The organism is Streptacidiphilus sp. EB129 (assembly GCF_041262645.1).
Lineage (GTDB): Bacteria > Actinomycetota > Actinomycetes > Streptomycetales > Streptomycetaceae > Streptacidiphilus.
Map to the genome: position 1 here is coordinate 117,805 of NZ_JBGCCS010000002.1, position 14,990 is coordinate 132,794.

Consider the following 14,990-nt stretch of genomic DNA (forward strand, 5'->3'; position numbering starts at 1 on the left):
CGGCCCGCAGAGGCCGCCAGAGCCGGGGCCGGGCGCGGGCGCGGCGACCCGCGGACACGTCGCCCCGGCCGGGTGCCGGGCGGCCGTGGCAGACGGCGTCGTCCACCCTCCTGGCGGATACCGTGGTCCGGTACACTCACCTGCCCGCCGACCGCCGGGCAGCCGTCCGGCACCACGAACGCCTGGGAGGGCCACCCGTGACCACCGTCCTCACCCCCGGCGGCAACACACCGCTGAGCAGCCGCCACGTCGCCGTGGAGGTCGTCGCGGCCAGGCAGTTGGACGTCTCCGCGCTGCTGCTCGCCGGCTCCGGCAAGGTCCGCTCCGACGCCGACATGGTGTTCTTCAACGCGCCGAACGGCCCCGGGGTGAGCTACAGCCAGGCGGGCATCGCCGTGGACACCGGCATGGTCCCCGCCGACGTCGCCAGGATCGTGATCACCGCCAGCCTGGACGACCAGCACGCGACCTTCGCCGGCACCGAGCCGACCGCCACCGTCCGCGACACCGCGAGCGGAGCGGTGCTGGCGACCTTCACCCCACCCCGGCTCAGCCAGGAGACGGCGCTGATCGTGGTGGAGCTGTACCGGCGCGGCCCGGAGTGGAAACTGCGCGCGGTCGGGCAGGGCTACGCCAACGGGCTCGCCGGCATCGCCACCGACTTCGGCGTCTCCGTCGACGACGCCCCCCAGCCCGCCCCCACCCCGCCGGTCCAGCCAGCGCCTGCGGCCCCCTTCCCGTCCGCCGCCCCGCCCCTCCAGCCCAGCCCTCCGGCCCCGTTCCAGCCCAGCCCCGCAGCGCCGTTCCAGGCCGACCCGGCCGCCCCGTTCCTGCCCGGCACCCCGCCGCCGCTGCAGCCGACCCCTCCGACCCCGTTCCAGCCGGCGACCACCTTGCCGGCCCAACCGCCTGCCACCGCCCCGTTCCAGCCCAGCCCCGCAGCCCCGTTCCAGGCCGACCCGGCCGCCCCGTTCCTGCCCGGCACCCCGCCGCCGCTGCAGCAGCCGACCCCTGCCGCCCCGTTCCAGCCCGCCACCCCGCCGGCGGCGCAGCCCGGCGCCGCGCCGCTGTTCCAGCCCGGCGCGCCGATCCCGTTCCCCTCCCCGGAGGCGGACGACTGGAACATCGCCGGCCCGGCCCCCGTCCCGTTCCCCTTCGGCGCACCGGCCGGATCAGCACCGGCCGCCCCCGCACCGACGCCCCAGCCGCCCGCGCCCCCGACGCCCGCCCCGATGTACGCGCCGACACCCGCGCCCGCACCGACGTACACCGCCGCCGCGCCCGCCCCGCCCGCGCCCGCAGCGATCCCCGAGCCGGCCAAGGTCACCCTCGACAAGGGCCGGGTGTCCCTCGCCAAGGGCGGCTCCGTCTCCCTCACCAAGAACGGCAGGCCGTTCCTCTCCTCGGTGCGGATGGGCCTCGGCTGGGAACCCGCCCACCGCGGCCGGGACATCGACCTCGACGCCTCCGTCCTCGCCTTCGACGCGCACCGCAAGCACCTCGAAACCGTGATGTTCAGCCACCTCCAGGCGTTCGACGGCGCGATCCAGCACGCCGGGGACAACCTGACCGGCGACGGCGCGGGCGACGACGAGACCATCACGGTCCACCTCCAGAGCCTCCCGCCCCAGGTCACCGGCCTGGTCTTCACCGTGAACTCCTACTCGGGACAGCGGTTCACCGAGGTCGCCAAGGCCTACTGCCGCCTGATCGACGCCACCACCGGAGCGGAGCTGGTGCGCTTCGACCTCACCCACGCCGAGCCGCACACCGGCGTGATGGTGTGCAAGCTCATCCGCATGCTCACCGGCGAGTGGGTGATGACCGCCATCGAGCAGTACGAGGACGCCAAGACCGCCCGAGGCATGACCGTCCCCGCCGCCCACGCCCTCTGACCCTCCGTCCGGCCCCCGGACGCGATCCGGCACGACGCAGCCCCGCGCGCCTGCTCTGGCAGGTGGGCGGGGCTGCGTCGGAATTCCGGCCGGGCGTCAGTTCTTGGTGGCCAGGGCGCGGAGGAAGAAGGCGAGGTTGGCCGGGCGCTCGGCGAGGCGACGCATGAAGTAGCCGTACCACTCGCCGCCGTAGGGGAGGTAGATGCGCATGGTGGCGCCGGAGGCGACGATGCGCTGCTGCTCCTCGGGGCGGATGCCGTAGAGCATCTGGTACTCGAAGCTCTCGGGCTTGCGGTCGTTGCGCTGGGCGAGTTCGCCCGCGATCGTGATGATGCGCGGGTCGTGCGAGGCCACCATCGGGTAACCCTCGCCCGCCATCAGCACCTTGAGGCAGCGGACGTACGAGCGGTCGACCTCGTGCTTGCCCTGGAAGGCGACCGAGGCGGGCTCCTGGTAGGCGCCCTTGCACAGCCGGACCCGCGAGCCGGGGCCCGAGAAGTCGGCGCAGTCGGACTCGGTACGGTGCAGGTAGGCCTGCAGCACGACGCCCAGCCACGGGTAGTCGGCACGCAGTTCGCGGGCGATGCCGAGGGTGGAGTCGGTGGTGGTGTGGTCCTCCATGTCCAGGGTGACCGTGGTGCCCGCGTCGGCGGCGGCCGCGCAGATACGGCGGGCGTTGTCGAGCGCGATCCGCTCGCCGTCCTGCGGCAGGAACTGGCCGACCGCCGAGAGCTTGACCGAGACCTCGGCGCGCTCGGCGAGGCCGGTCTCCTTGAGCGCGGCCAGCAGCGCCTCGTAGGCGGCGGCGGTTCCGGCGGCCTGGGCCGCGTCCCGGGTGTCCTCGCCGAGGTGGTCGAGGGTGATCCGGCGCCCGGCGCCGACGAGTTCGTCGGTGACGGCGACGGCCTCGTCCAGCCGGTCACCGGCGACGAAGCGCTGGACCAGGGCGCGGGTGGGCGGGAGCTGCTCGACGACCGAACGGGCACGGGGCGAACGGGATGCGGCGAGAAGGGTGGTGCGGAGCATGCCAACTCCAGGGCAGGACAGGTGATTTCGGGCAGGGAGGGGTGCCGTGCCCCGCGATGGGGCACGGCAGGAGTCGACTGATGGAACGTCAGCCCATGTGCGGGTAGCGGTAGTCCGTCGGCGGGACGAAGGTCTCCTTGATGGAGCGGGTCGAGGTCCAGCGCAACAGGTTCTGCGCGGCACCCGCCTTGTCGTTGGTGCCGGAGGCCCGGCCGCCGCCGAAGGGCTGCTGCCCGACGACCGCACCGGTCGGCTTGTCGTTGACGTAGAAGTTGCCGGCCGCGAAGCGCAGCTTCTCCATGGTCGCGGCGACGGCGGCGCGGTCGCGGGCGATCACGGCGCCGGTCAGCGCGTAGGAGGAGACCGAGTCGAGCTGCTCCAGCACGGCCTCGTACCGGTCGTCCTGGTAGACGTGCACGGCCAGCACCGGGCCGAAGTACTCGTCGCGGAAGTACTCGGACTCCGGGTCGGCGCAGACCAGCACGGTCGGGCGGACGAAGTAGCCGACCGAGTCGTCGTAGGTCCCGCCGGCCAGCACCTCGACCCGGGGGTCGGCGACGGCACGGTCGATCGCGGCGGCGTTCTTGGCGAAGGCGCGGGCGTCGATGACGGCGCCCATGAAGTTGGCCAGGTCGGTGACGTCGCCCATGGTGAGCCACTCCACCTCGTCCCGGAACTCGTCCTTGATCTGCGCCCAGAGCGAGGCCGGGACGTAGGCACGGGACAGCGCGGAGCACTTCTGGCCCTGGTACTCGAAGGCGCCGCGCGTCATCGCGGTCTTGAGCACGGCCGGGTCGGCGCTGGGGTGGGCGACCAGGAAGTCCTTGCCGCCGGTCTCGCCGACCAGGCGCGGGTAGGTGCGGTAGCCGGCGATGTTGGCGCCGACCGTGCTCCACAGGTGCTGGAAGGTGGCGGTGGAGCCGGTGAAGTGAACACCCGCCAGGTCACGGTGCGTCAGCGCGACCTCGGAGACCGCCAGTCCGTCACCGGTCACCATGTTGATGACACCGGCCGGGAGCCCGGCCTCCTCCAGCAGGTCCATCAGCAGCTGCGCCGCGAACTGCTGCGTCGGCGACGGCTTCCAGACCACGGTGTTGCCCATCAGCGCGGGCGCGGTGGGCAGGTTCCCGGCGATGGCGGTGAAGTTGAACGGCGTGATCGCGTAGACGAAGCCCTCCAGCGGCCGGTGGTCGCTGCGGTTCCACACGCCCGGCGAGGACTGCGGCTGCTCGGCCAGGATCTGCCGCGCGAAGTACACGTTGAAGCGCCAGAAGTCGACCAGCTCGCAGGGGGTGTCGATCTCGGCCTGCTGCGCGGTCTTGGACTGGCCCAGCATGGTCGCCGCGGCCAGGGTCTCCCGCCAGGGGCCGGAGAGCAGGTCCGCCGCCCGGAGGAAGATCGCGGCGCGGTCGTCGAAGGACAGTGCCCGCCAGGCGGGGGCGGCGGCGAGGGCCGCGTCCACCGCCTCCTGGGCGTCCTCGCGGGTCGCGTTGCGCATGGTGCCGAGCACCGCCGCGTGGTTGTGCGGCTGGACGACGTCGATCGGCTCGCCCCGGCCCAGGCGGCGGACCCCGCCGACGGCCATGGTGAGCTCCACCGGGCCCTGCCCGCCGAGCCGCTTGAGCTCGGCCTCCAGCCGTGCCCGTTCCGGGGTCCCCGGGGCGTAGCTGTGGACCGGCTCGTTGACCGGCGCGGGGATCTGGGTCACAGCGTCCAACACGCGGCTTCTCCTCATCACTCTTGAGCTTGTGAGAGCACCGTAGAGCCGCACGGCCGGGCCCCGATTCAGCCGAACGGATAGGATCCTGGCAGCGGCTTTGGCCGATCGGACAACCCTCCTCAGTCAGGCGGCACCAGGTGACCGGCACTCCCCCAGCCCCGGCCCCACCCCCGGATGGCGGCCCTGACGCCGACGTGCCACCGCCCCCGGGCGGGATCACCCTGCGGCAGTTGCTGATGTCCCTCGGCGAGCCGCTGGCCGAACTGCAGTGCGCCCCCGGCGTCCTCGGCCTGGACACCGTCGTCTCCGGGATCACCCTGCTCGACCCGGAGGACCCGCCCTCGGCGCCGCCCGGCGACCTGGTGCTGGCGCTCGGGGTCCGGGGACGCGCCGCCCTCCCGGTACTCCGCGCCGCCGGACGCGACCGGGCCGCCGCCGTCGCGGTGAAGCTGGACCCGTCAGCCCGCACCTCCGCGCTGCGGGAGGCCGCCGAGGAGGCCGGCGTCGCGCTGCTCTCGGTCGGCCCCGATGTCCGCTGGGGCCACTTCGACGCCCTCACCCGGGCCGCCCTCGCCACCGTCCAGCCGGCCCGGCCCGACCCCGAGACCGGCGAGGGCGACCTGTTCGCGCTGGCCCAGACCACGGCCGTGCTCACCGGCGGGATCGTCAGCATCGAGGACACCGCCAACCGGATCCTGGCCTACTCCCGCTCCGCCGACTCCGACGAGGTGGACGACCTGCGCCGGCTCACCATCCTGGGCTGGCAGGGCCCCGAGCCCTATCTCGCGCAACTGCGCGCCTGGGGCGTGTTCCAGCAACTCCGGGCCTCCGACGCGGTGGTGGCCATCGATGCACATCCGGAGCTGGGACTGCGCCGCCGCCTGGTCGTCGCCATCCGCTCCGGGGAGCGGCAGTTGGGGACCATCTGGGTGCAGGAGGGTTCCACCCCCTTCACCGAGCACGCGGACCAGGCCCTGCTCGGCGCGGCCCGGGTCGCCGCGCTGCACCTGGTGCGCCGGCGCCGCGAGCTCAGCGCGGACCTGCGGCTCACCCGCAGCCTGCTGGCCGGGCTGCTGGACGGCACCACCGGGCCGCAGTCGCTGGCCGGGCACCAGGCCCTGGACGTCCGCCGCCCGGCCGCCGTCCTCGGCTTCGTCCTCCCCGCCGAACTCGGCCCGACCCGGCGCGGCGAGGCGGTCAACCTGATCGCCGTGCACTCCGCCGCGCGGCACCGCAGTGCGCTGGTCGGCCCGGTCGACGACCGGGTGTACGTGCTGCTGCCGGAGCTGCCCCGGGGCGTCGCTCCCGAGGTGCTGCGCGGCTGGGCCCAGGAGACCTCGGAGGCGGCCGGCCGCCACTTCGGCTTCCCGCTGCGCGGTGCGGTCGGCACCGTCGTGCCCACGCTCTCCGGTGCGAGCGCCTCCCGGCGGCAGGCGGACCGGGTGCTGGACGCGATGGCGGCCGGGCTGGTCGGCGCGGAGGTGGCCACACTGGCGGAGGTGCAGGCGCAGGTGCTGCTGGGCGAGACGCTGGCGCTGCTCGCCGCCAATCCCTCGGTCCGCGACCCCCGGCTCGACGCCCTGCTGCTGCACGACGCGGAGCACCGGGGCCAGTTGGCCGCCTCGGTACTGGCCTGGCTGGACGCCTTCGGCGACGTCCGCGCGGCGGCGGCGCGGCTGCACGTCCACCCCAACACCCTGCGCTACCGGGTGCGCCGGGCCGAGCAGCTCACCGGTCTCGACCTCGGCAATCCCGAGCAGCGGCTCCTGGCCATGCTCCAGCTCCGGCTCCCCGCCCCGGGCTGACCGGACGGGTCGTCAGCGCGAGGCCTCGGCGCGTTCGATCAGCCAGCTCTGCCAGTTGTCCATCCACTCCGTGGAGTTGTCCGGCGCGCCCCAGCTGGTGTCGCGGCGCCAGGCCCGCTGCGCCGCGGCGCTGGGAACCTCGCTCTCGAAGACGGTGTAGCGAATGCTCTCCTCCACCGCCGCGCGGCCGTCCTCGGTCCCCGGGAACCACGCGGCGCGCTCCGCGAGCCGGACCATCTGGTTGACCAGCGCCGTCACCGCCTCGTTCGCCACGTCACGGTCCTCCCCGGCGAGCCGCATCTGCTGCCGGACCGCGTCCTCCCACAGCTCGCCGCGCCCGGCCCGGCCCTCCGGGTCGCGCGGTTCCCGGGGCTCGTGGCCGGAGCGGGCCGCGGCCTCGATCCGCAGGGCGTGCTGGACCGAGAACTCGACCAGCCGCCGGTGCGCGTCCAGTCCGGCCGGCGCCGGAGGCCGGTTCGCGGCCTGCTCCGCCCGCTCGGCGGCCTGCGCCTGGCGGCGCTCGGTCAGTGCCTGCAGGATCTCCTGCCGTCCGATGGCGTAGGGCTGCAGGTCCTCGACGGTGCGCAGCGCGATCCGTTCGGGGGCGATGCCGCGCCCGGTGACGGTGAGCGTCACCGGTTCGCCGCCACGGCTGCGCAGCGGGCAGTCCGGCCCGCCGACATCGAGCCGCGCCGCCCACAGCCGGCCCTCGCCGCGCAGCTCGGCCCGCACCGGGATGCCGTCGATGGTCAGCCAGGGCTCGGACTCGACCGCCAGCACCGGGCCGTCGCCGTCGTCGATCCCGGCGTGCTCGTAGAGGCGGTCCCGCTCGTCCTCGATCACGTCCTGCAGCGAGCGCCGCCGGTGGCCGGCGTCGGCGACCAGGGTCTGCACCGACACATAGGGGCCTTCGGCGGCGAACGGCGACCCGTGCGAGAGCTCGACCTTGACCAGCCGGTCGTTGTGCCGCTCCCACGAGGCCAGCGTCGGCGAGTCCAGCAGCGGCGCGGTGGGGCCGTAGACGCGGAAACCCCGTCTGCCGAGGTTCTGCAGGTCCGCCTGGGCGAGTTCGCGCCAGATGTCGCGTGGCCCCTCGAAGTTGCCGCCGGTGCCGCCCCTGTACTGCACGCCGACTCCCCCTTCTGCTGCTTGGTGCTGCTCGGTCTGCTCCGTCCGGCCCAGGCGGTCCGGCCGAGACCTCCAGCCTACGGAGCTTCGCCTCGGCAGGGCACCGAAGCGACCGGACGGAGTAGGCCGATCGGATGACGATCGATCATCGTCCGGGGCTTCCCGGCATTCCCTGGCATTGCGGCAGCGAGGCTGGCCGATGGCGTCCGGTCCGATGACGTCCCGTCCGATGGCGTCCCGTCCGATGGCGTCCTGTCCGATGCAGTCCGTGCCGTGGCTCCGCCGGGAGGTCGACTCCCGCACCGCGGCCCTGTTGCTAAGAGGTGTTCCCAGTGACGGTGCCCCTGACGCCTGACCGCGCCGCGCGGTCGCTCCTGCGGCGGCGGGCTGCCGCCGCCGGGACCGCTGCCCTGCTCCTGCTGCTCCCGGTGGGCGCGGCCCGTGCGGCGGCCCCCGGTGGCGGGCGCGGTAGCGTACCCGCGCACCGAGCGGCCCACCAGCCGTCCACCAGGCCGATCGCCCTGTCGACGCCCGCATCCGCCGCCGCACCCACCACCGCACCGAATCCCGACCACTGCGTCCCGCCGCCCGGGGACAGCGCCACCGGCCCGGTGCGGGTCGCGCTGGAGTGGCCCGGCACCCCGGTCACTCCCGGCGCCAGGCCCACCCTGGGGGTGCGGGTGACCAACACCGGCGCCACCGCGACCACCGACCCGACCCTGGTCGTGGTCCACCTCCCGGCGCCCAACTCGATCTCGGCCGACCCGGGCACCGGGCTGACCCTGTTCGGCACCGGCGGCCAGTACACCGTCCCGGCCGGCCTGCCCGCAGGGGCCACCGCCGCGACCACGCTGACCCTGGACGTGCACCCCGAGGACCCGCCGAACGCCACCGAGCACTGCGACGTCTCCAGCTTCACCGGACCCGACCACGCCACCGTCCGCTACGACCTGGTGACCGGTGACCCGGAGGTCACGCTGTCGATCCTGCTCGACGAGCCGGTGTCGGCGGCCCCGGGAGCGACCGTCACCTTCGGCGTGTCCGCCCACAACGCGGGCCCGTCGAACGCCTACTCGGGCACCACCGCCATCAGCATGACCGCCCCGGCGCGGACCCACTGGGCCGCGCCGGCGCCCTACGGCTGCACCGCCGACGCGGCGCAGACGGTGCTCAGCTGCACCACCGCCGGATCGCCGCTGACCTGGCGCGACGACTACATCCGACCCAGCCTCACGGTCGACCGCGACGCCGTCCCCGGCACGCTGCTGGCCGGGGGGCTGCTCGGCGTCACCAACCCCTGGGACTGCCACGGACCGCAGTACACCCCGTTCACCGTCACGGTGACGCCGACGCCGAACCCGACGCCGTAGTAACCGGCTACTGAGCCGAACCCGCCGCACCCGACCCGGTGGCACGCGCCTGCAGGCCGTCCAGCAGCAGCCGCAGGGCGAGTTCGAAGCCGCGGTCGTCGAGACCGGACGGTCCGCCGCCACGGGCGGCCGCCGCCTCCAGCGAGTCGGCCAGCGCGGGGTAGTGCGGCCGGTAGCCGTCCGGTGGGCGGGTGAATCCTGCGGTGAAGGTCTCCAGTGCGGATCCCAGCACCAGGTAGTCCAGCGCGGCCGCCGCCTCCACCGCGTCGGCCGGCGCGAGACCGGCCCGGCCCAGCGCGGCGAGCAGGGCGTCGTAGCCGCGCAGCTGGCCCTCCGCCTCGACCCGGCGGCGGGCCAGCAGGGCGATGGTGTTGGGATGCCGCAGGAACACGGCGCGGTAGCCGCGCGCATAGGCGGCGAGACCGGCCGGGACGTCGGCGTCCTCCAGCGGACCGAGGTCGATCTCCTGGTTGACCAGCTCCGCGAGCACGTCCAGCAGCTCGTCCTTGCCGGCCACGTGGTTGTAGAGCGAGGCGGCCTTCACCCCGAGCCGCTCGGCCAGCGCCCGCATGGTGAGACCGTCCGGGCCCGCCTCGTCCACGACCTCCAGCGCCGCCCGGGCGATCGCGCCCCGGCTCAGCAGTGCACGACTCGGTCGTCCCACGGCCCCGCCCCTTCCCTCGACTGCCCGCGTCACGTTACCGCTTGGTCTCGGCCCTTCCGCACACGCGTCCGGAGAGCTATCGTCCCTTTCCATCGAGCCAGACTAACTAAGTTAGTTTTAGGTTGGGACTTGAGACAGGGACACGGTGGAACCATGAGCGAACACCCCACGGCCGACGGGCCCACGGGACCGGACACCTCCGGGCAGGACGACGCGGCCCGCCTGGAGGCCCTCGGCTACCGCCAGGAGCTACGCCGGAGCCTGAACATCCTCGGCAACATCTCGATGGGCTTCGCCGTCGTCTCCCCCGTCGTCGGCCTGTACGCCGTCGCCCAGGTCGGGATGGGCATCGCCGGTACCGCCTGGGTCTGGGCGCTGCCGATCTGCCTGCTCGGGCAGGCCCTGGTGGTCTGCGTCTACTCCGAACTGGCCTCGCAGTGGCCGCTGGCCGGCGGCGCCTACCAGTGGAGCCGGCGGCTGACCAACCCCTCCTTCGCCTGGCTCAGCGGCTGGATGTGGCAGTTCGCAGTGATGTTCGCCAACACCACGGTCGCCTATCTCGCCTCACCCTGGGTGTTCGCGCTGTTCGGGGTGACCCCGACGCCCGCCCAGCTGGTGCTGGTCTCCTTCGGCTTCATGCTGTTCTGCACGCTGGTCAACGCCTACGGCATCAACATGCTGCGCTGGTTCGTCTCGCTGGGCATCGCCGCCGAGGCGGTCGCGTCCGTGCTGGTCGGGGTCTCGCTGCTGCTGGTGTTCCGGCAGCACGGTTTCGCGCTGCTCACCAACACCCTCGGCGCCCCGGCAGCCGTCGGCACCAGCACCTTCGGCGCGTTCCTGGCCGTCATCGCGGTCGGCGGCTGGGCCTTCATCGGCTTCGACGCCTGCGTGTCCACCGCCGAGGAGACCAAGGACGCCGCCCGGCAGGTGCCCCGGGCGATGTGGTGGGCGCTGCTGAGCGTCGGCTCGGTGGTCATCCTGAACGCGGTCGCGGTCGAACTCGCGCACCCCAACCCGGCCGACGTCGTGTCCGGCAAGGACCTCGACCCGGTCACCACGGCCGTGGTGCACAGCTTCGGCGGCTGGGCCGACAAGCCCTTCGTCCTGGTCGTCCTGGTCAGCTTCACCGCCTGCCTGATGGCCTCCCAGGGCGGGGCGGCACGCGGGCTGTACTCGCTGGCCCGGGACGACGTCTTCCCGTTCTCCCGCCAGGTCCGCAAGGTCAACCGGCACAAGGCGCCGATCGGCGGCCTGGTCGCGGCGACCGTGGTCAGCTGCGCCGCACTGCCGCTGGGGCTGAAGAGCGCGGCGATGGGCAGCCTGATCACCTTCGGCAGTGCGGCGACCTTCGTGCCGTTCTTCCTGCTCACCCTGGTCTCCCTGATCGCCCGGGTACGCGGTACCTGGACGCCCTCAGGCGAGGTCGGCTACGGCCGCTTCGGGACCCTGCTGAACGCGCTCGCGGTGCTGTGGACCGGGCTGGAGGTGGTCAACATCTGCTGGCCGCGGACCATCCTCGCGCCCGTCGGCGCGCCCTGGTACCAGGTGTGGGCGGCACTGCTGGGCGTCGGCATCGTCGGTGTCACCGGTATCGGCTACCTGCTGGTCCGCCGCCCCCAGGACCGGATCCGGGCCGACTCCCCGACCAGCACCGACGAACTCGCCCCGGCAGTGCTCTGAGCCCGGCCAGGGCAGAGCCCGGCCGCGGCGCCCCAGGCCCGGCGCCCCGGGCCCCCACATCTCGGGGCCTCCGTACCCGGGCGGGGGCACCCCGCGTCCGTGCCGGACCGGGGGAGCCCCCCGGTCCACACCGGACCTCGGGCGCCCCCGGTCGGCATCCGCGACGGGGAGGCGCGCCCCACGTCGGTTCCGACGTCCTCAGCCGCGCTGGGAGCCGGCCCGGGAGCGGGCCTTGTAGGCGGCCTTGCGGGCCTCCTTGGCCGTGGCCTTGTCCGGGTGCTGCTCCCCCACCGCGTCCAGGACGGCCGTGGTGTAGGGGTGATCGACCCGCCAGAGCTCGGCGAAGAGCGGCGCGGCCGGCTGGTCCGAGGTCAGCGCCACCACCAGCTCACGGAAGTGCTCGTCCTCGGCGCCCGAGTCGATCAACCGGGCCGCCAGCGCGTCGACGGTGGTCCACAGCACCACCGGGCGCTCCGGGGCCGCGAGGTCGGCCCCGGCCTGCTCGTTCAGCCAGGCCGTGGCCAGGCCGGTGAGGTACGGGTCGCCCAGCACCTCGCGCACGGCGGGGGCGGCGGGCTCACCGAGGAGTTCCAGGGCCAGGGTGCAGAACAGCCGCCGGATCGGGGCGACCAGGTCGTTGCCGTCGGCGGCGGCGAGCAGCTCGGCCGCGGCGGCGACCGGGTCGCGGCCCTCCAGCCAGACCTTGATCTCCTCCTCGGGGAGCACGTTCGCCGACTCGCAGATGCCGGTGAGCAGCTCGGCGCCGGTGCCCTGGGCGTGGTCGCCGATCAGCGGGGCGTCGTAGCCCTCGTCCAGCAGCCACTGGCGCACCCCGTGGACGCCGAGCGGGGTCAGCCGGGCCAGGCCGAAGCGGGCCGCCTCGGTCGCGTCGACCGGGGCCTCCGGGTCGAACGGCTCGGTGGGCAGCAGCAGCGCGGCGGAGCCGGCCTCCCCGCCGTCCCCGGCATCGCCCTCGGCTTCCTCGAACAGCGACGGGTCGATCGGGCTGTAGTCGAGCATCCCGATGTCGGCGAGATCCTGCAGCATCGGGTCGAGCGCGACCATGACGGCGGTGATGTCGCCCAGCATCTCCTCGGTCGGCTCCTCGCCGTCCGGCACGACCAGCAGCGCGGCGAGCACGCCGAGCGGGATGGTCTCTCCCGCCTGGGTGTCGGCGAAGGCGCTGGCCTCGTAGAGCACCTGCAGGGCGTCGTCCAGCAGCGCCTGGGCCTGCTCGCGGGCCTCCTCCAGCTGGGCGTACTCCTCCTCGGACTCCTCCAGGTCCGCCTCCTCCGCCTCTTCCCCGGCTTCGGCTGACCCCGGGCCGGAGTCCTCGGCCGGGCCGCCCTCCGGCTCCCCGGCCCCGGGCCCCTCGGTCCCGCCCGGCTCGAAGTCGGCCTCCACGGTGGTCCCGGCCACGATGGAGGTCGCGGTCTCCCACGCCTCCAGCACCACGTCGGGGTCGCCCCCGGCCAGTTCCTCCAGTGCCGCGCCGGGACGGGCCACCTCGCTGCCGGGCTCGCCCTCCCCCTCGGCCGCGTCGCTCACCTCGATCAGCTCCAGGTCCACCGCCAGCGACCAGGCCTGGGCGACCTCGCCCACCCCGGTGTCGCCCGCGCCGAGACCGAGCTCCACCGCCGCCAGCGCCTCCAGCTCGGCACCGAGCTCGCCCCACTGGTCCACCGGACGCATCGGCGCGATCCAGCGGGCCAGCCGGATCGCCCGGTCGAACAGCGGTACCCGCAGCGCGGTCGCGGCCAGTTCGGCCCGGTCCAGCAGCCGCACCGGCGGGACGATCACCAGCTCGCCGTCCTCCTCGGCCCCGAGGTCGTCGAAGGCGTCGTCCAGCTCGGGCAGCGCCGCCGAGCCCGGGGCTCCGTAGAGGGTCCCCAGGTCCACGTCGGCGGGCAGCGGAACCGGTGCCTCGGCCCGGCCTGCCGACGGCTTGTCACTCTTCTTACGGCTCGGACCCGCCATGCCGACACTCTCTCTCCACTGAGGGGGGTGCGACGGACCTCCCGTCACTTCCCCTGCTGACACTATCCGCAGCGGCTCCACCGCAGCGTCCCGAAACCGCCTCCACACCCCCGCGCGCCCCCGCCGTTTTCCCTTCCGCCGCACCCAGCACGTATCCTCCGCGAGGCCCCTGCGCACACCAGCGCGGCCGGGGCCCCGGAGCGACGACGCTCCGCTCGTATCCGCACCCCCGCTCCACCCGGACCCCGGTCGGCACACCCCGCCGCCCTGCCCCGGAGCCCGTACGCCAGGAGACCCCTGCCATGGCGGAACTCTCCCCTGCCGCAACCCGGCTGTCGGAGTCCCTCCTTCCCCGCGAGCTCACCCCGCGCGAGCTGCTGCGCACACCCGCTCTGAGCCGTTGGAACGCCGTCCGAGGCGTCCGGGTCGGACTGTCCGCGGCGATCCTGCTGCTGCTCCTGGCCGGTGCCAATCTGGCCACCCCGCTCTACCCGGTCCTCCAGCAGCGGCTGCACCTGACCGCGCTGGACACCACGCTGCTCTTCACCACCTACGTCTTCGCCCTGGTCCCGGTGCTCGCGGCCGTCGGCCACTGGTCCGACCTGCTGGGACGCCGTGCCGTGGTGCTGCCCGCCGTCGTCCTGGCCGCCCTGGGCGACACCGTCTTCGCCACCGCCGGCAGCCTGGGACAGCTCGCCGCCGGACGTGCCGTCCAGGGCGTCGCCGTCGCCCTGGCCACCGGGGCGGCCGGAGCCGCCCTCGGCGACCTGCTGCCCGACCGCCCGGCCCTCGCCGCCAAACTCACCCTGGCCGCCTCGGCCGGGGGTGTCGCCCTCGGCCCGCTGCTCGGCGCGGCCCTGTCCAAGGCCGTCCCCGGCGGCGATCCGGTGCTCACCCCGTTCCTGATCCACGCCTGCGCGCTGCTCGTGCTCTGCGTCCCGCTCGCGCTGCTGCACCCGCGCAGCCCCGGCCACCACCACGCGGCACCCGTCGCACCCGTCGCGCCGGTCGCGCCGGTCGTGCCCCCGGCCCGCGCCGCCCGCGCCGTCGCGCTGCGTCCGCGCGCGCTGAGCCTGCCGGTACGCGGCCGCCGCCCGTTCCTGCTGGCCGCCGCCACCGGTTTCGTCAGCTACGCCGTCTTCGGCGTCTATCTCAGCCTCGCGCCCTCGTACGCGGCGAATCTGCTGCACACCCGCAACCCGCTGGTCGGCGCGCTGGTCGCGGCGCTGCTGCTGGGCTCCTCGGCGACCGCCCAGCTGCTCGCCCGGCCCACCCGGGGGCGGGCCGTCCCGGCCCTCGGCATGACCGGCCTGGCCCTCGGCCTCGGCCTGGTCGTCCTGGCCGGCTACACCCACGTCCCGGCCCTGCTGTTCCTCGGCAGCCTGCTCGCCGGCACCTGCCAGGGCCTGGCCTTCCGCGCCCTGTTCACCCGGGCCACCGCCGCCCTCGACCCGGCCGGCCGCGCCGGTCAGCTCAGCACCCTGTGGGTCATCGTCTATCTGGGCAGCTCGGTGCCCATCATCGGGGTCGGCCTGCTCGCCCAGCACCGGGGCATCCTCCCGGCCGTCAGCCTCTTCGCCGCCGTCGCCGCCACCGCCTGCCTCGCCCTCGCCGCCGCATCACTCCGCAGGACCGACTGACGGTCGGTACAGCCTTGCTGCTGGGCAGCCCATACACCACCGCCGCGCGGTTCATTCCCCGGAAGGGATGAAACCACGCGGCGGT

9 protein-coding genes and 2 pseudogenes are annotated in these 14,990 nt (G+C 74.4%); 6 read left to right on the plus strand and 5 right to left on the minus strand.

Going from position 1 to position 14,990, the window contains the following annotated elements; genetic code table 11:
- Nucleotides 1-254: 254 nt before the first annotated feature.
- Nucleotides 255-653 (plus strand): annotated as a pseudogene (locus tag ABH925_RS02755) (TerD family protein); the annotation flags it as partial.
- Between the two features lie 477 nt (nucleotides 654-1,130).
- Nucleotides 1,131-1,895: pseudogene (locus ABH925_RS02760) on the plus strand (TerD family protein); the annotation flags it as partial.
- Nucleotides 1,896-1,991: 96 nt separating this feature from the next.
- Here the strand turns inward: ABH925_RS02760 and ABH925_RS02765 are convergent.
- Nucleotides 1,992-2,921, minus strand: coding sequence for a proline dehydrogenase family protein (locus tag ABH925_RS02765; protein ID WP_370145108.1), 930 nt, complete (start codon nucleotides 2,919-2,921; stop codon nucleotides 1,992-1,994).
- Between the two features lie 88 nt (nucleotides 2,922-3,009).
- Nucleotides 3,010-4,638, minus strand: a complete 1,629-nt coding sequence (pruA, locus tag ABH925_RS02770) for an L-glutamate gamma-semialdehyde dehydrogenase (protein ID WP_370145403.1) — start codon at nucleotides 4,636-4,638, stop codon at nucleotides 3,010-3,012.
- Between the two features lie 197 nt (nucleotides 4,639-4,835).
- On the opposite strand from pruA, the gene ABH925_RS02775 reads away from it, so the two are divergent.
- On the plus strand, nucleotides 4,836-6,446 hold the full coding sequence (locus ABH925_RS02775; protein WP_370145109.1) for a PucR family transcriptional regulator: 1,611 nt from the start codon (nucleotides 4,836-4,838) through the stop codon (nucleotides 6,444-6,446).
- A 12-nt stretch (nucleotides 6,447-6,458) separates the two neighbouring features.
- Here ABH925_RS02775 and ABH925_RS02780 read toward each other — a convergent pair whose 3' ends face one another.
- Nucleotides 6,459-7,574, minus strand: a complete 1,116-nt coding sequence (locus ABH925_RS02780; protein WP_370145110.1) for a hypothetical protein — start codon at nucleotides 7,572-7,574, stop codon at nucleotides 6,459-6,461.
- A 332-nt stretch (nucleotides 7,575-7,906) separates the two neighbouring features.
- Between ABH925_RS02780 and ABH925_RS02785 the strand changes: the two genes are divergently transcribed.
- On the plus strand, nucleotides 7,907-8,944 hold the full coding sequence (locus tag ABH925_RS02785; RefSeq protein WP_370145111.1) for a hypothetical protein: 1,038 nt from the start codon (nucleotides 7,907-7,909) through the stop codon (nucleotides 8,942-8,944).
- Nucleotides 8,945-8,951: 7 nt separating this feature from the next.
- Here ABH925_RS02785 and ABH925_RS02790 read toward each other — a convergent pair whose 3' ends face one another.
- Nucleotides 8,952-9,608: a TetR/AcrR family transcriptional regulator C-terminal domain-containing protein gene (locus ABH925_RS02790; RefSeq protein ID WP_370145112.1), complete on the minus strand. Its 657-nt coding sequence runs from the start codon at nucleotides 9,606-9,608 to the stop codon at nucleotides 8,952-8,954.
- Nucleotides 9,609-9,761: 153 nt separating this feature from the next.
- Here ABH925_RS02790 and ABH925_RS02795 point away from each other — a divergent pair, with 153 nt between their 5' ends.
- Nucleotides 9,762-11,288, plus strand: a complete 1,527-nt coding sequence (locus ABH925_RS02795) for an APC family permease (protein WP_370145113.1) — start codon at nucleotides 9,762-9,764, stop codon at nucleotides 11,286-11,288.
- Nucleotides 11,289-11,486: 198 nt separating this feature from the next.
- Here ABH925_RS02795 and ABH925_RS02800 read toward each other — a convergent pair whose 3' ends face one another.
- On the minus strand, nucleotides 11,487-13,265 hold the full coding sequence (locus ABH925_RS02800) for a hypothetical protein (protein WP_370145115.1): 1,779 nt from the start codon (nucleotides 13,263-13,265) through the stop codon (nucleotides 11,487-11,489).
- A gap of 302 nt (nucleotides 13,266-13,567) precedes the next feature.
- Here ABH925_RS02800 and ABH925_RS02805 point away from each other — a divergent pair, with 302 nt between their 5' ends.
- On the plus strand, nucleotides 13,568-14,905 hold the full coding sequence (locus tag ABH925_RS02805; RefSeq protein ID WP_370145116.1) for an MFS transporter: 1,338 nt from the start codon (nucleotides 13,568-13,570) through the stop codon (nucleotides 14,903-14,905).
- Nucleotides 14,906-14,990 lie beyond the last annotated feature (85 nt).

What these genes read in the sequence shown, in the direction of transcription:
- ABH925_RS02765 (WP_370145108.1), bottom strand. Translation starts at nt 2,921, where the DNA reads ATGCTCCGCACCACCCTTCTCGCCGCATCCCGTTCGCCCCGTGCCCGT.
- ABH925_RS02795 (WP_370145113.1), top strand. Translation starts at nt 9,762, where the DNA reads ATGAGCGAACACCCCACGGCCGACGGGCCCACGGGACCGGACACCTCC.
- ABH925_RS02800 (WP_370145115.1), bottom strand. Translation starts at nt 13,265, where the DNA reads ATGGCGGGTCCGAGCCGTAAGAAGAGTGACAAGCCGTCGGCAGGCCGG.
- ABH925_RS02805 (WP_370145116.1), top strand. Translation starts at nt 13,568, where the DNA reads ATGGCGGAACTCTCCCCTGCCGCAACCCGGCTGTCGGAGTCCCTCCTT.